Source organism: Paraburkholderia dioscoreae, from assembly GCF_902459535.1.
Classification (GTDB): Bacteria; Pseudomonadota; Gammaproteobacteria; order Burkholderiales; family Burkholderiaceae; genus Paraburkholderia; species Paraburkholderia dioscoreae.
Map to the genome: position 1 here is coordinate 988,835 of NZ_LR699554.1, position 25,481 is coordinate 1,014,315.

Annotated in this window: 24 protein-coding genes; 17 read left to right on the forward strand and 7 right to left on the reverse strand. The window is 63.4% G+C overall.

What is annotated here, in order from left to right:
• Nucleotides 1-56 precede the first annotated feature (56 nt).
• Nucleotides 57-782, reverse strand: a complete 726-nt coding sequence (locus PDMSB3_RS24620; RefSeq protein ID WP_165188032.1) for an alpha/beta fold hydrolase — start codon at nt 780-782, stop codon at nt 57-59.
• 278 nt (nt 783-1,060) lie between these two features.
• Here PDMSB3_RS24620 and PDMSB3_RS24625 point away from each other — a divergent pair, with 278 nt between their 5' ends.
• A complete protein-coding gene (locus PDMSB3_RS24625; RefSeq protein WP_007176625.1) occupies nt 1,061-1,966 on the forward strand; it encodes a TauD/TfdA dioxygenase family protein in 906 nt (301 codons plus the stop codon).
• Nucleotides 1,967-2,077: 111 nt separating this feature from the next.
• Here PDMSB3_RS24625 and PDMSB3_RS24630 read toward each other — a convergent pair whose 3' ends face one another.
• Complete coding sequence (locus tag PDMSB3_RS24630; protein ID WP_007176626.1) at nt 2,078-3,049, reverse strand: Bug family tripartite tricarboxylate transporter substrate binding protein; 972 nt, start codon at nt 3,047-3,049, stop codon at nt 2,078-2,080.
• Nucleotides 3,050-3,395: 346 nt separating this feature from the next.
• On the opposite strand from PDMSB3_RS24630, the gene PDMSB3_RS24635 reads away from it, so the two are divergent.
• Entirely contained in the window at nt 3,396-4,298 is a 903-nt protein-coding gene (locus PDMSB3_RS24635; RefSeq protein ID WP_165188034.1) for an SMP-30/gluconolactonase/LRE family protein, read from the forward strand.
• Nucleotides 4,299-4,404: 106 nt separating this feature from the next.
• Here PDMSB3_RS24635 and PDMSB3_RS24640 read toward each other — a convergent pair whose 3' ends face one another.
• The gene (locus PDMSB3_RS24640) at nt 4,405-5,310 is read right to left on the reverse strand and encodes a TauD/TfdA dioxygenase family protein (protein ID WP_007176628.1); all 906 of its coding nucleotides are present in this window, start codon (nt 5,308-5,310) and stop codon (nt 4,405-4,407) included.
• A gap of 151 nt (nt 5,311-5,461) precedes the next feature.
• On the reverse strand, nt 5,462-6,400 hold the full coding sequence (gene gcvA, locus PDMSB3_RS24645; protein ID WP_007176629.1) for a transcriptional regulator GcvA: 939 nt from the start codon (nt 6,398-6,400) through the stop codon (nt 5,462-5,464).
• Between the two features lie 384 nt (nt 6,401-6,784).
• Here gcvA and PDMSB3_RS24650 point away from each other — a divergent pair, with 384 nt between their 5' ends.
• The 7 genes from PDMSB3_RS24650 to PDMSB3_RS24680 all read left to right on the forward strand — a co-directional run bounded on the left by PDMSB3_RS24650 (nt 6,785) and on the right by PDMSB3_RS24680 (nt 14,500).
• Nucleotides 6,785-7,750 (forward strand): peptidyl-alpha-hydroxyglycine alpha-amidating lyase family protein, encoded by a 966-nt coding sequence (locus PDMSB3_RS24650; RefSeq protein WP_007176630.1) that lies wholly within the window; start codon nt 6,785-6,787, stop codon nt 7,748-7,750.
• Between the two features lie 65 nt (nt 7,751-7,815).
• Complete coding sequence (locus PDMSB3_RS24655) at nt 7,816-9,318, forward strand: aldehyde dehydrogenase family protein (RefSeq protein WP_165188036.1); 1,503 nt, start codon at nt 7,816-7,818, stop codon at nt 9,316-9,318.
• 230 nt (nt 9,319-9,548) lie between these two features.
• Complete coding sequence (locus tag PDMSB3_RS24660; RefSeq protein WP_007176632.1) at nt 9,549-10,322, forward strand: 2-keto-4-pentenoate hydratase; 774 nt, start codon at nt 9,549-9,551, stop codon at nt 10,320-10,322.
• Between the two features lie 88 nt (nt 10,323-10,410).
• Nucleotides 10,411-11,283, forward strand: a complete 873-nt coding sequence (locus tag PDMSB3_RS24665) for an isocitrate lyase/PEP mutase family protein (RefSeq protein WP_232064322.1) — start codon at nt 10,411-10,413, stop codon at nt 11,281-11,283.
• Between the two features lie 110 nt (nt 11,284-11,393).
• Nucleotides 11,394-11,882, forward strand: coding sequence for a tripartite tricarboxylate transporter TctB family protein (locus tag PDMSB3_RS24670; RefSeq protein WP_007176634.1), 489 nt, complete (start codon nt 11,394-11,396; stop codon nt 11,880-11,882).
• A gap of 6 nt (nt 11,883-11,888) precedes the next feature.
• Nucleotides 11,889-13,448 (forward strand): tripartite tricarboxylate transporter permease, encoded by a 1,560-nt coding sequence (locus tag PDMSB3_RS24675; RefSeq protein WP_007176635.1) that lies wholly within the window; start codon nt 11,889-11,891, stop codon nt 13,446-13,448.
• 59 nt (nt 13,449-13,507) lie between these two features.
• Nucleotides 13,508-14,500, forward strand: coding sequence for a Bug family tripartite tricarboxylate transporter substrate binding protein (locus PDMSB3_RS24680; RefSeq protein WP_007176636.1), 993 nt, complete (start codon nt 13,508-13,510; stop codon nt 14,498-14,500).
• 96 nt (nt 14,501-14,596) lie between these two features.
• Here PDMSB3_RS24680 and PDMSB3_RS24685 read toward each other — a convergent pair whose 3' ends face one another.
• A complete protein-coding gene (locus tag PDMSB3_RS24685; RefSeq protein WP_007176637.1) occupies nt 14,597-15,472 on the reverse strand; it encodes an SMP-30/gluconolactonase/LRE family protein in 876 nt (291 codons plus the stop codon).
• Between the two features lie 189 nt (nt 15,473-15,661).
• Nucleotides 15,662-16,552, reverse strand: coding sequence for a LysR family transcriptional regulator (locus PDMSB3_RS24690; RefSeq protein WP_007176638.1), 891 nt, complete (start codon nt 16,550-16,552; stop codon nt 15,662-15,664).
• Between the two features lie 352 nt (nt 16,553-16,904).
• On the opposite strand from PDMSB3_RS24690, the gene PDMSB3_RS24695 reads away from it, so the two are divergent.
• The 5 genes from PDMSB3_RS24695 (at nt 16,905) to PDMSB3_RS24715 (ending at nt 21,785) form a co-directional block, all read left to right on the forward strand.
• The gene (locus PDMSB3_RS24695) at nt 16,905-17,801 is read left to right on the forward strand and encodes a TauD/TfdA dioxygenase family protein (RefSeq protein ID WP_007176639.1); all 897 of its coding nucleotides are present in this window, start codon (nt 16,905-16,907) and stop codon (nt 17,799-17,801) included.
• Nucleotides 17,802-17,824: 23 nt separating this feature from the next.
• Entirely contained in the window at nt 17,825-18,703 is an 879-nt protein-coding gene (locus PDMSB3_RS24700; RefSeq protein WP_165188040.1) for an SMP-30/gluconolactonase/LRE family protein, read from the forward strand.
• A gap of 46 nt (nt 18,704-18,749) precedes the next feature.
• Nucleotides 18,750-19,604: an oxidoreductase gene (locus PDMSB3_RS24705; protein WP_165188042.1), complete on the forward strand. Its 855-nt coding sequence runs from the start codon at nt 18,750-18,752 to the stop codon at nt 19,602-19,604.
• Between the two features lie 101 nt (nt 19,605-19,705).
• Nucleotides 19,706-20,671 carry a Bug family tripartite tricarboxylate transporter substrate binding protein gene (locus PDMSB3_RS24710; RefSeq protein ID WP_007176642.1) on the forward strand — a complete coding sequence of 322 codons (966 nt, stop codon included), beginning with the start codon at nt 19,706-19,708 and terminating at the stop codon, nt 20,669-20,671.
• A gap of 145 nt (nt 20,672-20,816) precedes the next feature.
• Nucleotides 20,817-21,785, forward strand: coding sequence for a peptidyl-alpha-hydroxyglycine alpha-amidating lyase family protein (locus tag PDMSB3_RS24715; protein WP_007176643.1), 969 nt, complete (start codon nt 20,817-20,819; stop codon nt 21,783-21,785).
• An 86-nt stretch (nt 21,786-21,871) separates the two neighbouring features.
• On the opposite strand, the gene PDMSB3_RS24720 is transcribed toward PDMSB3_RS24715, so the two are convergent.
• Complete coding sequence (locus tag PDMSB3_RS24720; protein WP_165188044.1) at nt 21,872-22,843, reverse strand: Bug family tripartite tricarboxylate transporter substrate binding protein; 972 nt, start codon at nt 22,841-22,843, stop codon at nt 21,872-21,874.
• 381 nt (nt 22,844-23,224) lie between these two features.
• Between PDMSB3_RS24720 and PDMSB3_RS24725 the strand changes: the two genes are divergently transcribed.
• The 3 genes from PDMSB3_RS24725 to PDMSB3_RS24735 are packed head-to-tail and all read left to right on the forward strand — an operon-like array spanning nt 23,225 to nt 25,478.
• On the forward strand, nt 23,225-24,205 hold the full coding sequence (locus PDMSB3_RS24725; protein ID WP_007176645.1) for a peptidyl-alpha-hydroxyglycine alpha-amidating lyase family protein: 981 nt from the start codon (nt 23,225-23,227) through the stop codon (nt 24,203-24,205).
• Between the two features lie 36 nt (nt 24,206-24,241).
• Nucleotides 24,242-24,598 carry an NIPSNAP family protein gene (locus tag PDMSB3_RS24730; RefSeq protein WP_007176646.1) on the forward strand — a complete coding sequence of 119 codons (357 nt, stop codon included), beginning with the start codon at nt 24,242-24,244 and terminating at the stop codon, nt 24,596-24,598.
• Complete coding sequence (locus PDMSB3_RS24735; RefSeq protein WP_232064323.1) at nt 24,585-25,478, forward strand: 2-keto-4-pentenoate hydratase; 894 nt, start codon at nt 24,585-24,587, stop codon at nt 25,476-25,478. Before PDMSB3_RS24730 ends, PDMSB3_RS24735 begins: the two co-directional genes overlap by 14 nt.
• Nucleotides 25,479-25,481 lie beyond the last annotated feature (3 nt).

Sequence of the window (25,481 nt, forward strand, 5' to 3'; positions counted from 1 at the left end):
AAGCGTCCCGCCGCGTGATACGCGGCTTGCTTCGTGCTTCGTTGTTGCCGCGAAGCTCAATGGCTGTTTCTCGCGAGGAAATCGCGAACCACGGCCACCGCGGAAGGAATGCAGCCGGCGGGCTCTTTCCACGGTTGCAGGGTGCGGACACTCGGAGCCAGCCGCGCAAGTTCTTCCGCAATGACCGCCGGGTGCTCCAGGTCGGCGCCCGGCAGGATCAGCATGGGCGTCTGGCACGAGGCGACAAACTCCCGGCTCACGCTCAGGACGAAATCGCCAGCCCACATTCTGCGGCCGAAATCCTCAAGCGCTGTCGGGCTCAGGTCCTGACGATTGGCGGTCAGTTCATCGGCCCACTTGCGCCATGAATTGGGCATGACCTGACGGTTGGCTTCGTCGATACCAATGGGCTGCTGGAGCACCAGCGACGCCACGCGCGACGGTGCGAGCCGCGCAAGATTCAATGCGTAAGACGCGCCGATGCAGCATCCCATTACGTGACAGCGCTCGATACCAAGGTGGTTGAGCAAGCCGAGATGGTCAGCCGCATACTGATCCCACGGATCGCCGTCGGAGAGCGGGCCGGTCGACTGGCCGGCGTTGCGTTGATCGAGTGCGATCACCTTAAAGTCGTGGCGGAAGATCTCGACGGGATTGAACGCCATGCGCTGCCAGTCGTCGATGGTTGCCCGCATGCCGCCGGGAGGAAGCAATAGCAAAGGAAAGCCGCTTCCATATTGTTCGTAGCGGATCGAAACGTCGCCTTTTCTGAAGAATGTCATTTCGTCCTCGATTGAAAGCTGTCGTACGCGGTCATGGCCGGTCGCGCCACTGCGTTTTACGATCCCACACCGGCAGTGATTCCCACAAGCCCGTTTTTTACACGCACGGTCTGACTTTTGCAGACACTGCCTGCAATCGGCGGCGTCGATCCGACGTACTGGCGCGCGTTCGCACTCGGCGCTCACACGCGGTGTGATCTAAATGCGCTTGTGAGCCCATGCCGACACCTTCTACGATGGCTGAATACTCGCCTCGTGTGGGGCATCATGGAGCAGCTATGGCGTTTACCGTTGAGGTCGTGCACCCGTTATTGGCCGCCCGCATTCACGGCCTCGATCTGCATCAACCCGTCGCGCTGGAAGATGTCGAGGCGATCGAGCAGACAAGCGGCCGTTATCCGGTTCTGATCTTTCCGAAGCAGTTCATCAACGACGACGAACTGCTTGCGTTCAGCGCGAACTTCGGACCGGTCCATACCGCCATGTCGTATCAGACGCGTGAGAAGGAGCACCGGTTGCAGCCGAAAATCACCGACATCTCGAATCTCGGCAAGGACAATCAGACGTTCAAGCGCGGTGATCATCGCCGGATGAACAACTTCGTCAGCAAGCGGTGGCATACGGACGCTTCATATGAAGCAATTCCGGCGCGCTACTCGTTCCTGCTGGCGTATACCGTGGCGCAGCGGGGCGGTGAAACGCAGTTTGCCGATATGCGTGAGGCGTACGACGAGATGCCCGAAGATCTTCGCCCGGTAGTCGAGGATCTGAGCTGCGAGTACAACATCTTGTGGGCGCGCATGCTGAGCGGCTATACCGAGTTTCCGGACGAGGAGCGTGCGAAGCTGCCGCCCGCGCAGCACAAGCTCGTCAGGCGGCATCCCGTGTCGGGACGCAAGACGCTCTATCTGTCGGGGCACGCGACACACGTAGTCGACTGGCCGATTCCTGAAGGCCGCGATCTGCTGCGCGAATTGATGGAATTCGCGACGCAACCTCAGTTCGTCTATACCCATAAATGGCACGAACGCGATCTGGTGATGTGGGACAACCGCGCGTTGATGCACCGCGGGCGCCGCCACATTCCCGATACCGACCCGCGCGAGATGCATCGCGCCACGGTAATGGACGATCCTGCGTGGACGCGAGCGGACAGCAGCGTGCGCAGCGAGGCGGGAACGTGACGTGACGTAAAACATGCGCCGGCGGTTGCGAGAAAACCGCCGCCGGCGCTACGCACGTCACACGTCGGGCTATCAGAAAGAACGCAGAAACAACGCAGAAAGAACGCGCCGCTATTGCGCCCTGAGACCCGCCTGTGCAAAAAGTTGACTCCAGAGCGGCACTTCAGTGCGTATGCGCTGATCAATCTCGCCGGGGGAACTGCTGACCGGCAGAAAGCCGAGTTGTTCGAGACTACGCCGGACGTCCGGCTGCGCGATCGCTTTGACCGTGGCATCGTGCAGCGTTGCAACCACCTTGTCAGGCGTCGCCCGCGGCACCGAGATGCAGTTCCACACCGCGAACGCGTAACCGGGCAGGCCCGCTTCAGCAATGGTCGGCACATCGGGCAGCACGGGCACTCGCGACTTTCCGGTGACACCGAGCGCACGCAGCTTGCCCGAACGGATATGCGCGGTGACGTTCGGCACACCGCCGAATTCCATATCCGCAATACCGCTCAACACGGCGACGGTGTCTTCGGCGCCTCCTTTATAAGGCACGTCCTGCAACTGAATTGCCGCTTTCGACGTGAACTCCAGCGCGGCGAGATAGAGATTGCTGCCAATGCCCGCCGTTGCGTTGGTCAGTTTCTTCGGGTTCTGTTTGGCGTAAGCGATCAGCTCCGGAATCGATCGCGCGCGGACCGACGGATTCACCACCAGTACGAACTGCTGCTCGGACAGCAGACTGACATGCCGGAAGTCGTTCGCGCTGAAGCCTGGCGTTTTGTACAGCAGCGGATTCGCTTCGAAGATCGCGCTGATGCCGAGCAGCATCGTGTAGCCGTCGGGCGCCGCATTGGCCACGTAGTGGGCCGCGATGTTGCCGCCGGCCCCTGGATGCGCCTCGACCACCACGGGCGCACCCAGCAGGCTCTGCAATGCTTTGGCGACGATGCGAGCCTGCACGTCGTCGGAGCCGGCCGCATAAGGGTTGACGAAGCGCACCGGGCTTGATGGATAGTTCGCCGCGAAAACCGGGCGCGATACGCCGGACAGCGCGGCCGACCCCAGTGCAGCAAGAAAAGCGCGCCGCGCGTTCATTGCATGTGATCTCCGTCGGCTATTGCGCTGTCTGATTTCCGGGGCTCCGCCGAAGGGACGCCCGGTTTGCATCGTTCCATGCGTTTGCATGCGGACAGCTTGCACGGATGCTAGTTGTCGCGTGAGCTTCCTGACAAGCGCGAATAAGTCACGACTGCTGTGATGAACCGCTGTGATGTACACATGGCACGCCCGAGGTGCCGAAAAGTCGCTTGCGGGTCTTCGGCGGCGGTGCGAGCGTGAGACATTTGCACGGTCGCGCCGCGGATAGATTCCATGTCGAATTGCATGGAGAGGGCGGCGGCCGGCGTGTGAAAAATCATCCACTCACTGCTCGCGTGCCGCCATGTTCAATGTACCCAGAATCAAGACGGAAGTCTTCGCCAGTCTGCCCGCCTCCTTTCGTGTAACCGATCATGCGGAAGTTCGCTTCGGCGTGATTCGCGACTCATTTCTGGAGGGACCAGCATTCGATCGCGAAGGCAACCTGTATTGCGTCGACATACCCTATGGCCGTATTTTCCGGATCGCGCGGAGCGGTCAATTCGAACTCGTCTGCCAGTACGATGGGCGGCCTAACGGCATTGCGATTCATCGGGACGGCCGCATCTTCATTGCCGATCAATTGCGCGGAATCGTCGTGCTGGACCCGTTGCGCGGCACGGTCGAAGATCTGGTGAAGACCGGCGGATTCGAACCGTTTCGCGGTCCCAATGATCTGATATTTAACCGCGCCGGCGAGCTGTTCTTCACGGACCAGGGGCAGACCGGCCTCGATCGGCCGTTCGGGTGTCTTTATCGTTTGACTGTCGAAGGCAGGCTCGACAGGCTGCTCGACAATATCCCAAGTCCCAACGGACTCGCGTTGAGCCCCGATGAACGCACGCTATATCTGGCGGTAACGCGCGCGAATGCCGTCTGGCGTGTGCCGCTGGATCCGTTCGGCAACGGCTCGGTCGCGCGGGTCGGCCACTATCTGCAATTGTCCGGCGGCACCGGGCCGGACGGTCTCGCGTGCGCCGTCGACGGCAGTCTTGCGGTCGCGCACATCGGCTTGGGCGCCGTTTGGCTCTTTGACAGGATCGGCGAACCGGTTGCCCGGGTGTGTTCGTGTGCCGGGCTGCAGACTTCGAACGTGGCATTCGATCCCGCCGACAGCGGTGTGGTCTACATTACGGAGTCTGAATCCGGACAGATTCTGCGCGCCGCGGTGCCGCTTCAGGGCGCCCGTCCTTACTCGCACGACTAGACCGCGTCACGACAAAAAACACCTTCGCGAAGCCCAGGCTGATGCACCCAGTGGCATTAGCGAGGGCGTGGCCGTATCGAGCTTTCAGACGGGCAGGCGCACAACACTAGGCGACGCTTGCCGCGACGGGCTGATTGCTGCCGCGCGTCCACGTGCGGTCGTCGAGCGTCGTTGCGCGATGCATCTCGCGAACGTCGGTTTCCGGAATATGCGGACGACCGCGATGCATCAGCGCACGGTTGTCCCACATGACGAGGTCGCGAACCGACCATTCGTGCGAATACACGAACTGCGGCTGCGTGGCGAACTCGGTCAGTTCGCGCAGCAGATCGCGGCCTTCCGGCTCTGGCCAGCCGACCACATGCGTCGCGTGGCTCGACAGGTACAGCGATTTGCGCCTGGAGATGGCATGCGTGCGGACCAGTTCGTGAATGCACGGCGCGAGCGCCTTGCGTTCTTCGTCGGATGCGTCGTAGAAGCCGGCGGCCGCGCGTGACGCCATGATGTCGTAGTGGCAGCTCAGGCCTTCGACAACCTTGCGTAAATGATCAGGCAGGTTGTCATACGCGGCGCGCATGTCGGCGAACTGCGTTTGACCGCCGACCGCCGGTACGATATACGAGAGCAGAAACGAATAGCGTGCGGGCAGCGGCAGATACGAGGCATCCGAGTGCCAGCGGCGGCTCGTGAGGTTGTTCATCCTGCGGCGGTCGCCGGGCCGGTAGGTCTGGTTCTCCTTGCTGAGATTGGAGATGTCGTTGATCATCGGGGCGAGCCGGTGATCCTCCGGGCGCGTCGAGTATGAGACGGCAATCTGCAGCGGACCGAAGCCGGCGGCGAATGCAAGCAACTGGTCGTCGTCGATGTACTGGCGCGGAAAGATCAGTACCGGATATTGGCCGCTGGCCTGCTCGATTTCAACGATACGCTCATCGGAAAGCGGTTTTGACAGATCGAGTCCGTGGATGCGCGCAGCGATGAATGGATGGACGGCTTCGACGTTCAGGCTCATGGATGTTCCTTGTATCGGACGAGGGTGGAGTTCGTCAGGCACGCGCGAATGCGCGCTACGAGTTCGCTCCATTCCATCGTACCGACCGCATGCGGCGGCTCACAAGCGAGTTTATTGAACACCTGGTGTGAGGTTGCGTCGGGCGGCGGCGCTACACCACTTCGATGTGCTCGGCCTGGGTCCGGTCGATCTCTTCGATCGTTTTGCGCACCTCGTCCTTGAGCCATTCGGAGAAGCGCAGAATGACCGGCTGCTCGCTCTTCATTTCGTTGTGCACGAGGTAATACGATCGGCCGGTCTTCACGCGCTGCGGAAGCGCCGCGACCAGCCGCCTGTTGGCAAGGTCTTCCTGCACGAACAGCGTTTGCGCCATGGCGAGGCCCAGACCGTCTACCGCACCCTGATACGCGAGGCCCGAGTATTCGAGTTTCAAACCCTTGTAGCCGTCCACACGTGTCGCGCCGGTCGCGCTCAGCCAGCGCTGCCAGTCGTCGTGGCGCGCTGCCGCGTGCAGCAGAAGGAACGATTCGAGATCGTCCGGATTGCCAAGTTCGTGTCCGGCGAGCAACGTGGGGCTGCCGACCGGTACGAGTTCTTCATGGAACAGATGCTCGCTGACCAGACCCGGCCAGTCGCCGTTGCCGAACCAGATCGCAACGTCGACCTCTTCGTCTCTCGGCGACACGTGTTCGTGCGCGCTTTCGACCTGAAGGGTGATCTCGGGATATAGCTTCTTGAAGCGCGCGAGCCGTGGAATCAGAAAGCGCATCGCGAATGTGGACAGCACGCCGATACGCAAGGACGCATTGTCCGGCCGCGCGTAGAAGTATTCGGCGGTCACGTCCTGGATCTGATCGAACAGCACCTGCAAGCGGGACGCGTAAGCGGCGCCGCGCTTGGTGAGCACGACCTGCTGGTGGCCGCGCTCGAACAGCTTGGCGTTGAGGTAGTCCTCGAGCTTCGCGACATGGCGGCTGATCGCGCTGTGCGTTACGCACAGCTCCTCCGCCGCGCGCGTCATGCTCTGATTGCGCGCGGCGGACTCGAAAGCGCGCAACGCATTCAATGAAGGAAGTCGGCGTTTGGGCATCGCGTGTCTCCGTCAATCATCCGGGAGCAGTGGGGGCTGTCCCGGTCGCGCCAATTATTTCGAGCGACGAATCTGACGCGGATCGATGTCGGTTCGAACAGCGAGTAACTGCGCCGCAGTCTCACTGTCTAAAAAAGGCTCGCACTCGCGCGACTAATTATCAAGATAGGGTTTTCCATTGAAAGCCCCGCCGCTCGGGCATCCCGTCGATAATGCGCATACCGCGTGTGCCAAAAAGTGTCTTGCGACGCCGCTTTGGCACGTGTGATTCTTGGGGCGCCGGAGTCACCGTTCGACGCGAAACGCCGCATGCCTTGACCGGTGTCTGCGAATGCGGCTTTCACTCCCGAACGGCCGCCCTGGCTCCTTTGAGGACACTTCCAGATGAGCAACGTGGTGGGCAGTGGAGCAATGACGTACCGGATCGTCGAGGGTTGGGGCACCTTGCCCGACGGCTGGGAACTCTATGACGTCGCGGCGGTGGGCGTCGACAGCAACGATCAGGTGTACGTGTTTCACCGGGGGCGCCATCCCGTGATCGTGTTCGACCGGGCCGGCAACTTTCTGCGTGCGTGGGGCGACGATCTGTTCCGCCACGCGCACGGCATTCATATCGGCCACGACGGCGCGCTCTACCTGACCGACGATTTCGATCACACCGTGCGCAAATGCACGCCCGAGGGCAAATTGCTGATGACGATCGGCGTGCCCGGCGAGCCTTCCATGTTCATGAGCGGCATGCCTTTCAACCGGTGCACGCACACGGCGCTTTCGCCTCGCGGCGACATTTACGTGGCCGACGGCTACGGCAACGGGCGGATCCATAAGTATTCGCCTGACGGAAAAAGAATCCTGTCATGGGGCGAGCCAGGATCGAGCAAGGGCCAGTTCAATCTCCCGCACAATATTTCATGCGACGAAGACGGCTGGGTCTATGTCGCGGACCGTGAGAATCATCGCATCCAGGTGTTCGACGGCGACGGCCGCTTCGAAACGCAGTGGCACAACCTGCACCGGCCTTGCGGCATGTACATGCCACCCGGAAAGTGCCCGCTGTGTTACGTCGGCGAGACCGGTCCTTACTATTCCTTCAATCGCGGCGCGCCCAATCTCGGACCGCGCGTGAGCATCCTGTCGAACAAGGGCGAACTGCTCGCGCGCATCACCACGACGCCGGCGGCCGGCACGGGCCCCGGCCAGTTTCTCGGGCCGCATGGTCTCGCGGTCGATTCGCGCGGCGACATCTACGTGGGCGAGGTCTCCTATACCGCATGGCCGTCGCTGTTTCCAGGCGTCGAGCCGCCGCCGCGTTTGCGATGCCTGCAGAAGTTCGAAAAGATCGCGGCGTGACAGCGCTATGCACGCGCTGATCCACGCCTGAATTCGCCATTCCGGTTTAGCCTTGGAGAATCCTCATGCACACTCTGACATCTAGCTCTGTTTCACTATTGCCCGAGGTCGCGCGCTTTCTCGACGCGGGGCCGCTCGGCGGCGTGATCGACGGCCGCGATGAACAGGCCGTCGACGGCGCCACCTTCGAGACGCTGGACCCCGGCACCGGCGAACATCTCGCGACGGTTGCCGCGATGGGATCCGCGGACGTCGATCGTGCGGTCGACGCGGCACGGCGCGCGTTCGCCCGGTCGGGCTGGGCCACGATGCACCCGAACGACCGCGCGATCTGGCTGCACCGGCTCGCGGACGAAGTCGAACGGCGCAAGGCGATCATCGGCCAGATCGAAGCGCTCGACGCCGGCAAGATCGAACAGCAGGCGCAAGGCGACGTGCAGAGCTTCGTCGATACGCTGCGTTACTTCAACGAGCTGGCCCTGAACACGGAGCGCCGCTCGGCATTGCCGGTATCCGGCTACGAGGCGTGGACCACGCGGCAGCCCTGGGGCGCGTGCGGATTCATCGTTCCGTGGAACTTCCCGATGGTGCTGATCGGATGGAATATCTCTCCGGCACTCGCGGCGGGCAATACGGTGGTCATCAAACCGGCGGAGGACACGCCGCTGTCGGCCATTTACCTGGCTCGGCTCGCGCGCGAGATCGGCTTTCCAGATGGCGTCATCAACGTCGTGACGGGTTTGGGTGAGATAGCGGGCGCTGCATTGTCGCGCCATCCGGGACTCAAGCGCATGTCGTTTACCGGTTCGCCGGAAGTCGGACGCATGGTGGCGGAAGCTTGCGGCAGAAATCTCGTGCCATGCAAACTCGAACTGGGCGGTAAGGGCGCAGCCGTGATTTTCGACGATGTGGATATCGAGGAGACCGCGGACAAACTTGCGCGCGCAATCACATTCCACACGGGCCAGGTCTGCTGCGATGCGACTCGCTGGCTCGTGCACGAATCGATCTTCGAGCGTTTCGTCGATGCGAGCGTCGCTGCGTTGCAGCGCACAAAGATCGGCTATCAACTCGACCCCGGCGCGGAGATGGGGCCGGTCGTGAGCGCGAAACAGCGCGAGCGGGTGCTCGGCTATCTGGAGCGCGGACAACGCGACGGCGCGCGAGCCGTCCTCAAGGGCGGCGCAGTCGACGTGGCCGGGCACGACGGTTTCTACGTGAGTCCCGCGTTGCTCGCGGGCTCGCTCGAGAACGTGGCCGCGCGCGAAGAGATTTTCGGTCCGGTCGCCTTTCTTGCGCCGTTCAGGGACGAAGCGCAAGCCGTCGAGCTCGCGAACGACACTGACTACGGTCTTGCCAACAGCGTATGGAGCCACGACCCGAGACGCGCGGCGCGGGTTGCGGAAGCGATGGTGGCGGGCAATAGCTGGATCAACGCACACAACCTGTTTCCACTCGGCGTGCCGTATGCGGGAGTGAACAGGAGCGGCATGGGCGGCGGCGTCAACAGTGTCGAGACGCTGTTCGACTACTGGCGAAGCCAGTCGATGGTGCGGCCCACACGTTGAACGAGGTTGACCGGCCGCGCATGCGAAACATGCAAAAAGCTTTCGAAAATCGCACGCGCGCTGTGACATAAATGACGTTGCGGGTCCATGCCCGTGTGAGCAAACTGGGTTCACGACGTGTCGCGACATACACGCCGCGCGACGCATCCGACTGGCGGACGCAGGCACCGATGACCTCGGCGCCTGCGGACTTCGACCGGCGAATGCGGCGAACAGAACAGGAGACGGATTTGGCCGACATCGACGCAGCGCAGGTGACGCGCATAGCGCACATTGCCGACGCGCTACTCGGCGCACGGCGTTCGAATAATGTGCTGCCCATGCTCGCAGCGCAGGACGCATCCGTCTCGATGGCCGAGGCATTCGCCGTGCAAAGCGAAATGACGCGGCTGCTCGGTCAGCCGATCGCGGGCTGGAAGGTCGGCTACGTGCGCGACGTGCGGCTCACGCATGCCCCCGTCTATCGCGACGCGTGTGTTGCGGGCGGCGCGCGGGTCCGGCTGACCTCATCCCCTGCGCCGGCCGTCGAAGGCGAGGTGGCCTTCGTCCTGAGCCGCGACCTGCCGCCGCGAGCCTCACCCTATACACCGGACGAAGTTGCCGACGCCGTGAGTTCCGTATGTGCCGCCATCGAGATTGGTGCGCCACGCCTCGGAAATTTCATGGAAGCTCCCCTCGAACACAAGATTGCTGACAACATGGGCAACTGTGCGCTGATTTACGGCAGCGGTCAGCGCAACTGGCGGGACATTGCGCTGGAGAGCTTGCGCGTGACGCTCGCGATCGACGGCGTGGTGGTGACCGAAACCTGCGGCGGCAATGCGGCGGGCAATCCATTCGATGCGCTGGTGGCGCTTGCCAACGCACCGCATAAGCGTGAGCCTTTGCGCGCGGGGCATGTCGTGATTACCGGAACGTGCACGGGGATTTATCCGGCGCGCGCGGGCATGCAAGCGCGCGTTGCATTCGAAGGTCTCGGCGAAGTATCGGTGACACTGGAATAGGCGCGGGCGCGCTTTGCGGCCGTGTTTTGCGGCTGTCAGGAAACTCGAACACTGCTGATCAATGTTGAACGAACACGGGAGAAGGCTCTTGTTGGGACCGACTACACAGCGCAGACGGCTGCGCCAGATTCTCGATCGGGAAGATTGCGTGACGATGGCCACCATCTTCGATCCGATTTCCGCGCGGCTTGCCGAACAACTCGGCTATGAAGCGGGCCTGATGGGCGGCTCGCTCGCGTCGTACGCGGTGCTCGGCGCGCCGGATCTGATCGTGCTGACACTGACTGAGCTCGCCGAACAGGTGCATCGGTGCACGCGGGTGTCGGACGTGCCGCTCGTCGTGGACGGCGACCACGGTTATGGCAATGCGCTATCGGTGATGCGCACCGTGCACGAACTGGACCGCGCGGGCGCCGCGGCCGTGACGATCGAAGACACACTGCTGCCGCGGCCTTACGGAAGCTCCGGCAAACCGGCGCTGGTTTCGTTCGACGAAGCGGTGGCGCGCGTCGAGGCCGCCGTCGCGGCGCGCGGCGACTCCGACCTGCTGGTGCTGGGGCGCACGAGCGCCGCGACCATCAACGGTATCGAGGACGCCGTCGCGCGTTTCAAGGCATTCGAAGCGGCAGGCGTCGACGCGATCTTTCTGCCGGGGCCGCAGCAGCGCGAACAGATCGACGCGATCTCGGACGCGGTCAAAGTGCCGCTGTTGATGGCGGGCGCACCGGAAGCGCTATGCGATCCGGCCTATCTTGCTACCCGCCGGGTGAAGGCGTGGTCGGCGGGACACCAGACCTTCTCGGTCGCGCTCAAGGCGCTGCACGATTCGATGCAACTGGTGCGTTCGGGCACGCTGTCGCTGCACCTGCCCGGCCAGGCGTCGAAGCAATTGCTGGAACAGGCGACCGGCGTTCGGGAATATGACGAGTGGACCCGCCAGTACCTGGTTGGTGGTGCATAAGCAGTACATGGCAGTACATGGCAGTACACGGCGGTAGATGGCAGTACACGGCGGTAGATGGCGGAACGACGACCGCACGGCAGCAACGACCCGCACAGGAGTGCAATGCGATGGACGCGACTGGATCGACCGATTCGACCGAACACGTGAATGCGCGCCGCCGCGACTACTACGCCGGCATGCTGATGGCCGCCGTGGGGCTGGGCGCGATCTACGACGGCATACGCTACAGCATCGGCACGTTGAGCCAGATGGGGCCGGGTTTCTTTCCTGTTTCGATCGGCGTGGCGCTCGTCTGCACGGGCGTGGCGATCGCGGTCGTGGCGAGATATGCGGCGCCGCAGGACGGCGAAAAGAAGCTGGCGCCCGAGCGCAAGGCGTGGTGCTTCATTCTCGGCAGCATCGTTGCGTTCATCGTGCTCGGTAAATATGGCGGTCTCGTTCCGGCCACTTTCGCGATCGTCTTCATTTCCGCGCTCGGCGATCGGGAGAACACGATATGGCGCGCGTTGCTGCTCGCCGCCGGAATGACGGTGCTCTGTGTGTTGGTGTTCTGGTGGGCGCTGTCGTTGCAGTTCCCGCTCTTTCAATGGGGCTAGACAAGCATGAGCCAGTCTCTGATCGATCTCTGGTATGGCTTCGGCGTCGCGCTGGAGTGGCATAACCTCGCGTGGTCGTTCTTCGGCGTGGTGGTGGGCAACCTGATCGGCGTGCTGCCGGGCATGGGGCCGCTTTCTGCCATCTCCATGCTGTTGCCGCTTACCTACACCATGCATCCCGTCCCCGCGATCATGATGCTGGCGGGCATCTTCTACGGGTCGCAGTATGGCGGCGCGATCGGCGCCATCCTGCTGAATCTGCCGTGTCATCCGCCTCACGCGGTGACGTGTCTGGACGGCTATCCGCTGACGCGGCAGGGCAAAGGCGGAACCGCGCTCGGCATCGCGATGATCTCGTCGTTCTTCGCGGCGTCGTGCGGGATCGTGCTGATGATTTTCGCCTCGCCGCTGCTCGTCAGCATCGCGTTCAAGTTCGGACCCGCGGAACTGTTCTCGATCATGCTGCTGGGTCTTCTGGCCGGCGGAACGATGTCGCGCGGGCCGGTATTGAAAGGCGTGGCGATGACGCTGTTCGGCTTGCTGATCGGTGTTGTCGGCACCGACATCAACACCGGTACGATGCGCTTTACGTTCGGCTTCCCGAAGCTCGGCGACGGTGTCGAGATCGTTGCGCTCGCACTGGGGCTGTTCGGTGTGGCCGATTTCCTGCGCAACGTGAACCGCCTGCAGGTCGTGAGCCGGGCCACGCATGTGCGATTGCGCGACATGCGCCCGAGCTGGAAGGAGCTCAAGCAGGCCTTCTTCCCGATGGTTCGCGGCACAGCGGTCGGCGCGCTGTTCGGCGGCATGCCGGGCACGGGCTCGACGATCACCACCTTCATTGCTTACGCACTCGAACAGAAGATTTCCCGCAACCCGAAGAAGTTCGGTCAGGGTGCGATCGAGGGTGTCGCCGCGCCCGAGGCCGCCTCGCACTCGAAAACCCAGGTCGACTTCATCCCGACAATGAGCCTCGGCATACCCGGCGACGCCGTCATGGCGCTGATTCTCGGCGCGTTGATGATCCAGGGCATTCAGCCCGGACCGCAACTGATCACCGATCACGCGGACCTCTTCTGGGGGCTTGTCGCCAGCTTCTGGGTGGGCAATATTCTGCTGATGCTGCTGAACGTGCCGCTGATCGGCATCTGGGTCAAGTTCTTGCGCGTGCCTTATCGCTATCTCTATCCGTCGGCGTTGCTGTTCATTGCGGTCGGCGTCTACAGCACGAACAACAGTCTGTTCGAAGTGGGTGAAGTCCTGGCGTTCGGCGTGATCGGCGCGATTCTGCTCGCGCTGGCGTTTCCGGTCGCGCCGATTCTGCTCGGCTTCGTGCTCGGACCGATGGTCGAAGACAACTTCCGGCGCGCACTGCTGCTCTCGCGCGGCGATATGGCGGTGTTCGTCCAGCGCCCGATCAGCGCGGTGTTCATCGCCATCTCCGTGCTGCTGATCGCCTTGCAGGTGGGCTTTGCGATTCGTGCCGCGATCCGCAGACGCAAGAGCAAACCCAAGGCCTTTCGTGTGACAGGCTCGACGCAAACCACCTCGCACGACAACGCATAATCGCGCGCATGCCTTCGGGCATTCTGCGCAACGCGAACGAATCAACGGAGACACGCTCGATGGATGAGCCCACGCGCAGAAACGTCGTCACGCGACGCACCTGTCTCGCCTCGCTCGCCGCGCTTGCCGCGAGCGCGTGGATACCGGCGGCGCGAGCGGACTATCCGGACAGCCCGATCCGCATCATCATCGCGTTTCCGGCGGGCGCGGGCGAGGCCGAAGCGCGCATCGTCGCGAAGACGCTCGGCGCGAAGCTCGGCCAGCCGGTGATCGTCGAAGCTCATCCGGGCGCCGGCGGCAATATCGCCGCCGCCTACGTGGCGAAATCGCGCGGCGACGGCTATATGCTGCTGCTGGGCGTGAGCACGTTCTTCGAGACCAATCCGATGATCTATCGTGACATCGGCTACAAGCCTGCGGACCTGCAACCCGTCAGCATCATTTCCGAGCAGCCGTTCCTGTTGATCGTAAACGCCTCGCTGCCCGTTCACTCTTTGCAGGAACTGATTGCTTATGCGAGGGCGCGGCCGGGCAAGGTCACCAATGCCACGGCCGGCCCCGGCAGTCCGCTCGATCTGATCGGCAAGGAGTTCATGGTGCGCGCCGGCGTGCAGATCATCAACGTGCCGTACAAGGGCGGCGGCGAAGACGCGATGGCCGTGCTCGGCGGCTTCTGCGACATGCTGTTCGGCGGCGTGGCGGATGTCATGGCGGGGATCCAGTCCGGCAAGATGCGGCCGATCTGCGTGACCGGAAGCCGCCGCCTGCCGCATTTTCCCGACCTGCCGACGATCGCCGAGGCGGGCTTGCAGGGCTACGATTTCAGCGTCTGGAACTGCCTGTCGGCGCCCGCGTCCACGCCTGCGCCCGTGGTCGAAAAGTTGCACGCCGCGATCGTGCAGACTATGGCTTCGCCCGAGGTTCAGGCGGGCTTCGACAGAATCGGGTTCTTTCCGGTGAGCGGTACGGGCGCCGAACTGTCGCGCCGTATCGCGACCGAAACGGAGGTCTGGCGCGGCGTTCTGAAGAAGGCGGGGGTTGCTCCGCAGTAGGGTGCGGGGCGGGCGAGGTTCGTCACGCGTGCCGGCCCGGCGCGCGGGCGGCGGCGCGGGCACGCGGCACGCGTCGCGCAGCACCCTGCACGCGCGTCAACTTTTGGCGTTGCCGCGGAAAAGCGGCTCCGGCAGGCCACGTACGCCGGGTTGGAACGCGAGGAGGGCGCCGGCAAACGGCTGCTTCGCCAGTTCATCCGGCGTGAGTCTTTGCGAAGCGGTGGTGATGTAGAGCGTATCGAGATTGCGTCCGCCGAACGTGCAACTGGTCGGGTTCTGCACGGGCATGTCGAACACACGGTCCACGCTGCCGTCCGGCGCATAGCGCTTGATACACCAGCCGCCGTATTCCGCGATCCAGATATGGCCTTGCTCGTCGACCGTCGCGCCGTCTGGCACGGCGGGCAGTGTCGTCTTCGCGAACTCGCGGCGTTCACCGAGCGCGCCCGTTCCGGGATCGAGCGCGTAAGTGAAAATGGTCTGCAGATCGGAATCGGCGAAGTACATGGTGCGGCCATCGGGACTGAAACAGGTGCCGTTCGGCACCCGGATGCCCGCCTCGATACTGACGGCACCGCGCTCGTCCACGCGAAACAGTTCTCCCACCGGCTCGCGCGTGCGGTCGTTCATCGTGCCGACCCAGAAGCGGCCCTGGCGGTCGCATTTGCCGTCGTTAAAGCGCAGCGCCGGGTCTTCGGCGCGCTGCGGCGCGAAGCGGGTCATTTCCCCCGTGCGCGTGTCCAGGTAAAACAGTGATCGCGACGCGACCAGCAAGCGGTTGTCGCGGCACAACGCAATCGAGCCGACGAGGTCGGGCATGGGCCAGTAGCGCAGCGCGTCGCTTGCGGGATGCCAGCGCTGGATGCCCGGCCGCCGGATGTCGATCCAGTACAGCGCCTGTTCAGCCTCGCTCCATAGCGGGCATTCGCCGAGAATATCGGTCGTTTCTGTGACGCGTTGAGCGGCGGTCATCTTGACTCCGGTGCGCGCATGAAGGAGAGGGGCGGCCCTGTCCGGCAACTCGCCGGCAGCTCAATGCCGCCCCCTATGCGGTCCGATTTTAAGAGTCGGTAAAAGGCTCGCAAGCGCAATAAACGCACATTGCGTGTGACCACGCTGGCGCTTCAAAGCGGCCGAGCGCCGCGGACCATCGGCGCCCGCTCAGCGCGCGTGGGCGACACTGCGCAGGATCTCGATGAACTTGTCGGCGTGCGTGGCCTGATTGTCGAACGCGGAGCGCACGATGCACGGCGTCAACGTGATCGGCTCGGCAAGCGGACGTTGCATCAGGTCGTGCCATGCGCCCGCGCACGCCGTGTATTCGTCGACGATGGCGATACCCGCGCCGGCCCGCACCAGCGAGCACGCCACGTCGGTCTGGAACACGTTGACGCGCGAGCGCATTTCGAGGCCCGCGTCGCGAAACGCGGTCGAAACGAGTTTGCCGAACGTGATGCTCGGATGATGCACGATCAGCGGATACGCCGAGACGTCGGCGAGCGACAGCACGGTCTGACTGCCGAGCGGATGATCCTTGGGCAGCACGCAGGCCATCTTGCCGGTCGTGAACACTTCGACTTTCACGTTCGGATGCTGGATCGGCATCACGGCGACAGCGACATCGACCTTGTTGCTGAGCACCTCGGTCGCCATGCAGTTCAGTTGCGACGTGTGATAAACCACCCGGATCTTCGGATAGCGCGCAATGAACTGGGCAATGGCGCGCGGCATTACCGTATAGCTCAGACACGGACTGGACGAGAGATTGAGCGTACCGGTCGCGCCTTGCGCCAGATCGCGCGCGAAATTGTTGACCTGTAGCGCGTGTTCGTAGAACTCATCGACCTGCCGGAATAGCGCGACGCCTTCGGGTGTCGGAATCAGCTTGCCTTTCGCGCGATTGAAAAGCTTCAGGCCGAGCGTCTGTTCGGTATGGGCAATGATGCGGCTCACGGCGGGCTGCGAAATGAACAGCAGCTTGGCTGCGCCATTGATCGACCCGGTCAGCATGACCGAGCGGAATATCTCCATTTGACGCAGCCGGAAGTCCATGACGTCTCCAAGCGGGCAGGCAGCCCTGTTCCGGGCCGGCGCCGGGCGGTGCTTCGAGGCTGATGGCTGGGCGTCCCGGCGGGCGGCGGCACCACTTTTTCAAGCGTACAGAAATCTGGCCGCGCGTCCAGTCGGGTTGGTGCCTATGCGCGCACCGGATTGCTTCGGTGTGCATTGAAACGCGGCAGTGAGCGCCTGCCGGAGATCGGACGTCACGCATGCTGTGAATTAATCTGTCTTGTGATGACGCGACCGGCAAGCCTACGATAGTCCTGAATCATCGCACCGGCATACGCGCTGCGGCGCTGCTCGTGCGTGGGAATCCGCTTAACCCAATCAGAGAGATCTGCAAATGAGCCTGGATATCGAACCTGCCCATCCAACAATCGCAGCGCGCATTCGCGGTCTGGATCTGCGCCAGCCGTTCAGCGACGAACAGGTCGATGAAATCGGCCAGGCAAGCGCCATTTACCCTGTGCTGATCTTCCCCAATCAGTTGATCGACGACGCGCAGCTGATGGCGTTCAGTCAGAACTTCGGTCCGCTGCAGCCGGTGGTTTCGTTTCATACGGCGAAAGCCGATCATCGGCTCTCGCCGATGGTGTCGGACATCTCCAACCTCGACAAGAACAACCGGACGTTCCCCGCCGGCGACCGGCGCCGGATGAATTTCCTGAGCAGCCGGCGCTGGCACACGGACGGTTCCTATCTGCCCACGCCGAACCGCTATTCGATGCTGCTCGCGTATACGGTCGCACGCGTTGGCGGGCAGACGCAGTTCGCCGACATGCGCGCGGCGTACGACGCGCTGCCCGCCGAGTGGCTGGAGCTCGTCGAAGACCTGACGCTGGAGCACAACGTGATGCATTCGCGCGCGGTGGCCGGCTTCACGGATTTCGACGAAGAAGAACGGCGGCGCTTTCCGGCGACCCATAAAAAACTGGTGCGGCGGCATCCGGTTTCCGGACGCCTGTCGCTGTACCTGTCCGGACACGCATCGCATGTCGTCGGCTGGCCGATTCCGGAAGGACTCGATCTGCTGCGCGAGCTGACCGAATTCGCCACGCAGCCGCAGTTCGTCTACACGCACGAGTGGTCGGTCCGCGACCTCGTGATGTGGGACAACCGTTCGCTGATGCATCGCGCGCGCCGTCATTTTCCTGATACCGACGTGCGCGAGATGCATCGCGCCTCCACCATCGACGACCTCACGTGGGTCCGTCCAAAAACCATTGCGTTGGCGGGATAGCCGGCGCAAGCGCGAGGGACGTCATGCCAGAATCCTTGACTCGAACGATCGCCCACACGATCACTCACACGATTCGCAGCGGGCTGTCGTTCGCCGAAGGCGCACGCTGGCACGACGGGAGGCTGTGGTTTTCCGATCTGTACACCCACCAGGTCGAGGCCATCGATCTGACAGGGCGCGCCGAAATCGTTGCACGGGTGCCGCAGCGTCCTTCGGGGCTCGGCTTCATGCCGGATGGCACGCCGCTCGTCGTGTCGATGCTCGACCGCTGCCTGCTCGCCATCAATCCCGACGGAACGACGCGGCTCGTCGCCGATCTGCGCGATGTGGCAGGCGGCCCGTGCAACGACATGGTGGTGGATCGGCATGGACGCGCGTATGTCGGCAACTTCGGTTACGACAAGAACAACGGCGAGCCGCCGAAGCTCACGCGCATCATTCGCGTGGACCCGGACGGCTCGATCCATCAGACCGGCAGCGCGGTCAGTTTTCCGAACGGCATGGTGATCACGCCGGGTGAACGGCATCTGATCGTCGCCGAAACGTTCGCGCACCGCGTGAGCATGTTCGATATCGACAGCAAGGGCGATCTGTCAGCACACCGTTTTTTCGCGGAGATCGACGGCTGCAATCCGGACGGAATCGCGCTCGACGCCGAGGGTGCGATCTGGATCGCCGACCCTGCCGGCAAGCGCGTGCTGCGCGTGTTCGAGGGCGGCTGCATCGCGCGGGAGATCACCTTCGAGCAGGGCCGCGGCGCCTACACCTGCACGCTGGGCGGCCGGGAAAAGCGTACTCTGTATATCGTCACCAACACGTCGAGCGGACCGCAGATGGCCGGGCTGCGCGACGGCCGCATCGAAAGCATCGAAGTGGATGTCCCGGGCGCCGGATGGCAGTAATCCGCCGCCTTCCCCGTTGCCTTACTCATCCGGAAGGAGAGCGCCCATGTCCGAGTCCGTCGAGACCCCACCTGTCTGGTTGATCACCGGATGTTCCACCGGCTTCGGCCGTGAACTGGCTGCCGCCGTGCTCGCGCGCGGCTGGCGCACGGTTGTCACGGCGCGCGATCCGGCATCGATCGCGGATCTGGTCGAGGGCCGCGAAACGCATGCGCTTGCCGCACGACTCGACGTCACCAGCGCAAGCGATATCGAAACGGTCGTGGCCCGGACGCTGGACGCCTACGGCCAGATCGATTTCCTCGTGAACAATGCGGGCTACGGCTATCTCGCCGCAGTCGAAGAAGGTGAAGACGCCGAGATGCGCGCCATGTTCGAGGTCAATTTCTTCGGGGCGGTCAATATGATCAAGGCGGTCTTGCCGTCCATGCGCGCGCGCCGCTCGGGCCATATCGTCAACGTCACATCGGTCGGCGGGTTCGTCGGCAATCCGAGTAGCGGGTACTATGCTGCTACCAAATTCGCGCTCGAAGGATTGAGCGAGTCGCTCGCGCGCGAAACGGCGGAGCTCGGCATCCGGGTGACGGCCGTCGAACCCGGTCCGTTCAGAACCGACTGGGCGGGACGATCGCTGAAGCAGACGGGAACGCCGATCGATGACTACGCGTCGATTGCCGGCAAGCGACGCACGCAGGTGGTCGAGCGCAGCGGCCGGCAACCGGGCAGTCCCGAGCGCGCCGCTGAAGCGATCATCGCCGCGGTCACTGACCGCGAACCGCCCGAGCACCTCGTGCTCGGCAGCGCCGGCCTCGCGATGGTGCGAAGCAAACTGGCGCGCGTGGCGGCGGACCTCGATGCGTGGGAGAGCACGACCGTATGGACTGACGACCCGCTTACATAACGGCGGCCGCGCGCACGAGGTCGGCAGGAAGGCTCTGCGAGGCGGCCGGATAACAAGGAACCGCCCGCGCCAGCGCATCTTCGGGATGCAAGGAGACAATCATGTTGACCAGACGTGCGTTCATCGCCGGACTCGGCGTGCCATTGATGAGCTGGGCGCTCGACGCGCGCGCCGCCTATCCGGACAGTCCGTTGCGGCTGATCGTCGGCTTTCCGGGCGGCTCCGGCGAGGCGCAGGCGCGTATCGTCGCCAAGACACTCGGGCAGATTCTCGGCCAGCCGATCATCGTGCAAGGTCAAGGCGGGGCCGGCGGCAACATTGCCGCGGCGTATGTCGCGAAAGCCCGCGCGGACGGCTATACGATGCTGCTCGGCGTCAGCACGTTCTTCGAGATCAATCCGCTGATCTATCGCAATCCGGGCTTCACGGCGCGTGATCTGCGACCGGTGTCGCTGCTGTCCGAGCAGGAGTTCGTGCTCGTGGTCAGGCCTCAACTGCCGATCCATTCCGTGCAGGAACTGGTGGCGTATGCACGCGCCAATCCCAACAAGCTGACTAACGCAACCGGCGGACTCGGCAGTCCGCTCGATCTGTGCAGCCGTGAATTCATGTCGCGCACCGGCGCGAAGATACTGAGCGTGCCGTACAAGGGCGGTGGTGAAGACACGCTCGCGCTGCTGGGCGGATTCGCCGACATGATGTTCGGCAGCGTGACGGATGTGACGGGCAATATCGAGGCAGGCAAGATGCGCGCGCTCGGCGTGACGGGCACCCGGCGCCTGAAGAATTTCCCCAGCATCCCGCCGATCGCCGAGGCGGGCGTGCCCGGTTATGACGTGACGATATGGACCTGCCTGTCGCTGCCGGCAGGCACGCCGGACGAGGTCGTGACGCGGCTGCAGGCGGCATCGGAGAAAGCGATTGCCGATCCTGCATGCCGCGCCGGCCTCGAACAGATGGGGCTGTTCCCGCTGCATCTGAACGGCGCCGACGTTGCGCGCCGGATCGAAACCGAAGCGCCGATGTGGCGGGAGATTTTCCGCAAGGCGGGCGTCGAGCCGGTATAACGTTGGTATGGCGTGGGTGGCGTTGATATGGCGCCGATGCCTCACCGTGGTTGTACCGGCTGTACGAAAATGTGACTTGCCGGCGCTTCATGCCCCATGTGATCGTTGAGCTACACGACCGGCATTTCCACATGGGGCGAAGCACATGAACAGACTTTACGGCAGTGGCGAATACACGTATCGGCTCGTCGACAATTGGGCAAAACTGCCTGACGGCTGGCGTTTCGGCGACGTGGCCGCGGTGGGCGTCGACAGTGCCGACGATGTGTACGTGTTCCACCGCGGAGCGCATCCGGTGATCGTGTTCGATCGCGACGGCAACTTTCGCCGCGCATGGGGCGACGAACTGTTCAAACGCCCGCACGGATTGCATATCGGGCCGGACGGCGACGTCTATCTGACTGACGACGGCGATCACACCGTCAGGAAGTGCACACCGGACGGCAAGCTGCTGATGACACTGGGGACGCCCGGCAAAGCCGCGCCCTTTATGAGCGGCGAGCCGTTCAACCGCTGCACGCACACGGCGCTCTCGCCGCGCGGCGATATTTACGTTTCCGACGGTTACGGCAACGGGCGCATCCACAAGTACTCGCCCGACGGGAAGCTGTTGTTCTCATGGGGCGAGTCCGGTTCGGATCCGGGCCAATTCAACCTGCCGCACAACATTTCCTGCGATGAGGACGGCTGGGTCTATGTCGCCGACCGCGAGAATCATCGCATCCAGGTCTTCGACGGCGAAGGGCGCTTCGAAACGCAGTGGCACGAACTGCATCGGCCTTGCGGCATGTATATGCCTGCGGGCAAGTGTCCGATCTGCTACGTCGGCGAGACCGGCCCGTACTGGGGTTTCAACCGCGGTGCGCCGAACCTCGGGCCGCGCGTGTCGATCCTGTCGAACAAAGGCGAGCTGCTCGCGCGGATTACGAGCAATCCCGCGGCAGGCATCGGTTCGGGTCAGTTTCTGTCGCCGCACGGGCTTGCGGTCGACTCGCGAGGCGACGTGTATGTCGGTGAGGTCGGCTATACGGCGTGGCCGTCGCTATTTCCGGAAGTGCCCATGCCGGACGAAGGGCTGCGGTGTCTGCAGAAGTTTGCCCGCGTCGGCGCATGAATGAGTGAGCGCCGGCCACGGCCGGCGCTCCGGCGTCGAAAAGATGCGGACACCCAATCAACCGTGCGCGAAGCTCTGCGCCGCGCTCACATCTGCTTGAACCCGGACTTGTCGAAAATGGACCGCCATTGCGCGGTCTCCGACGCGATGCGCTGCACGACCGCTTCGCTCGAACTGCTCACGGGTATCAGGTTCAATTGCGCGAAACCGTTGCGCACCTCGGGGTCCGCAATCGTCTTGATGACGGCGGCGTTGAGCTGCTGGATGATCGGCGCGGGTGTGGTGCTGGGAACGGACAGGCAACTCCACACCGAGAAGTCGAAACCGGGCAGGCCCGCCTCGGCGATGGTGGGAATATCGGGCAGGCTCGCGAGTCGGCGTGAGCCGGTGATGCCAAGCGCGCGAAGCTTGCCCGCGTGTATGTTGCCGACCACGTTCGGAATGCCGCCGAACTCAAGGTCGGTGAATCCGCTCATCACGGCCATGGTGTCTTCACCGCCGCCCTTGTACGGCACGGGTGTCGTCGTCACGCCCGCGTGCGCCATGAACTGCCGGTTCGCCAGATCGAGCGGACTGCCTGGCCCCGCGGTCGCGACCGTGATCTTGCCAGGGTTCTGCTTCGCATAGCGAATCAGATCGGGCACGTTGCTGACCGGCAGCGTGGGCCGCGACACCAGCAGAAACGGCTGTTCGGACAACAGGCTCACCGGCGTCAGATCGCTCAGCTTGTAGCCGATGTCCTTGTAGATCAACGGATTGGTCTCGAAGAAGGTACTGACGCCGAGCAGCATCGTATAACCGTCGCCGCGCGCCTTGGCAACGTAGGCGGCGCCGATGTTGCCGCCGGCGCCTGGATGCGCTTCGACGATCACGGGCTGGCCGATGTACTTGCCCAGGGATTTGGCGAGCAGCCGGGCCTGCGCTTCCTGGGTGCCGCCCGGAAATGGAATCACAAAGCGGATCGGACTTTCGGGGTAGGCCGCCATTGCATATCGGGCGGGCCAGGCTGCCAGTGCCGTGGCGCCCAACGAGGCGACGAATTGGCGTCGGGAAACCATCGCTGAAGTCCTCCGTGTTGTTCTGCGGGCGGCGCCCTATCGCATTGCTGAACCGCTGCGAGGGCGCGGCGTCTCCATCCGCCCGGCTCCGGCGAGATACCGGATACACGTCATGCTAACGGGCAATGAAAGCCTTTCACAAGCCAGATAAAGTCACAGCGAGTATCACAAAACGGAAGCCTCGCCACGGTTCGGCGCCGCGCGCCGACAACCGCTTTGGGCAACCTGAAGGTCATATGCGGCGTGCAAAAAATAACCTTGCGACCGAGTCTTTCGCCGTGGGACTGTAACGGAACTGGACACGTTGCGTGCACAGCGGCAATTCACGTGTACGCACGCCGCACGCACGTGTCCCTGTTCCGACTTTCGAGGATCGACTTCATGGCAACCATTGTGGGCAGCGGTGAGTTTACCTATCAGACCGTGGACGGTTGGGCGCAGTTGCCCGACGGCTGGAAGATGGGCGAGGTTGCCGCGGTCGGCGTGGACCGGCACGACAACGTCTACGTTTTCAATCGCGGCGAACATCCGATGATCGTGTTCGATCGCGAAGGCCAGTTTCTGCGCTCGTGGGGCGAGGGTTTCTATGCACGTCCGCATGGCGTGCACATGGGGCCCGACGACACCATCTATCTGACCGACGACGGCGCCAGCGCAGTCTACAAATGCGATCTCTACGGCAAGACCCTGATGACGGTGGGCGTGCCTCGCGAGCCGACGCCGTTCATGAGCGGCCTGCCGTTCAATCACTGCACGCACACTGCGCTCTCTCCGGCGGGCGACCTGTTCGTGTCGGACGGCTACGGCAATGCGCGCATTCACAAGTACACCCCCGACGGCAAGTTGATCAAATCATGGGGCGAGCCGGGTTGCGAGCCCGGCCAGTTCAACCTGCCGCACAACATTTCCTGCGACGAGGACGGTTGGCTCTACGTCGCCGATCGCGAGAATCACCGCATCCAGATCTTCGACAGCGACGGGCGCTTCGAGACCCAATGGCACAACCTGCATCGTCCGAATGGCATGTATATGCCGCGCGGCAAGTGTCCACTGTGTTACGTCGGCGAGACGGGCCCCATGTACGGTTTCAATCGCGGCGCGCCGAACCTCGGTCCGCGGCTGTCGATTCTGTCGAACAAGGGTGAGGTGCTGGTGCGGATTCAAAGCACGCCGTCTGCCGGTACGGCGCCGGGGCAATTTCTTTCGGTGCATGGCGTCGCGGTCGACTCGCACGGCGATATCTATGTGGGAGAAACGTCGTATACGTCGTGGCCGCTGTTGTTCCCCGACAAGCCGATGCCGACCACGCTGCGCAGTTTGCAGAAGTTTCAGAAGATCGCGCCGCAGACCGTAGCGCAATGACCCTTGCCGGTTCGAGATGAAATACAGGAGGCAGCGATGATCGTCGAGGAACGAATCTATGATTTGCGGCCGAACGGCGCGCGTGAGTTCGCGCAGCACTTCGAGCGCGAAGGCATTGCGATCCAGCGGCCGGTGCTGGGCAGGCTGATCGGCTATTTCTATACCGACATCGGTCCGCTGAATCAGGTGGTCCACCTGTGGGGCTACGAAGATCTTGAGGATCGCGCGCGCCGCCGCGCGATTCTGCTGGCCATGCCCGAATGGCAGGAGTATGTGCGCAAGAACATCCAGCCGTTGCTCGTGCGCATGCAGAACAAGATCCTGCTGCCCATGTCGTTCTCGCCGCCACTGCCGCCGCTGTGGCAACCCGAAGACGAGCATGCGCGACGTTGAGGGCGCGCGCGATGTCGCGCAGGCCGGCGCCGGCGCCGCCGCTGATGCTGACGCTGGAGCCCGAGCCGGAGCTGACACCGGACCCGACGCCGGCGCGCAAGGTGCCGCAGAACCAGTCCCGTTGAATGTCTCCCGGCTTGCCGAGGCGCTCGCGAGTGCACGTCTATGCGGCCGGCCATTGCAGGTGCTGCCATGCGTCGACGTGCCGCTCTCGTTCGAAGATGCAATGGCGGTGCAGCGCGAGGTCGGCCGTCGTCTGGGCGCCGCGGTGGCGGGCTGGAAAGCGGGCCTGATACCGGGTGTGCGCTTCACGTGCGCGGCTGTCTTTGCTGCGGACGTGCTAGAGAGCCCGGCCGTGTATCGGTTGCCCTGTGTGCCGTCGGAGGGCGAGGCCACGGCTTTCGTGGAAGGCGAAGTCGCGTTTTCCCTCGCACATGACCTGCCGCCGCGAGTACAACCGTATTCGAATGACGAGGTCGCGCACGCCGTGGACCGCTGCCACGCAGCGATAGAAATCGGCAATCCCCGCATGGTTCATTTCGACGCCGCGTCCTTGATGCATAAACTGGCCGACAGCATGGGCAACGGCGCGATCGTCTGGGGGGCGGGCACGAGTGGATGGCGCGCCATCGACTGGTCGGCTTTGCGCGTGCGCATGATGCTCGACGGCAAAACGGTCGTCGATCACGTAGACAGCGGCAAGGGCGCCGATCCGCTTGCCACGCTTGTCGCGCTGGCCAATGCGCGGAACCGCGAGCCGTTGCGCGCGGGGCAGGTCGTGATCACCGGAAACCGCACGGGCTTCAACGTCGCGAGAACGGGAACCCGCATTCATGTCGCGATCGGCGGGCTCGGCGAGGTGAGTGTGCAACTCGTGTAGGGT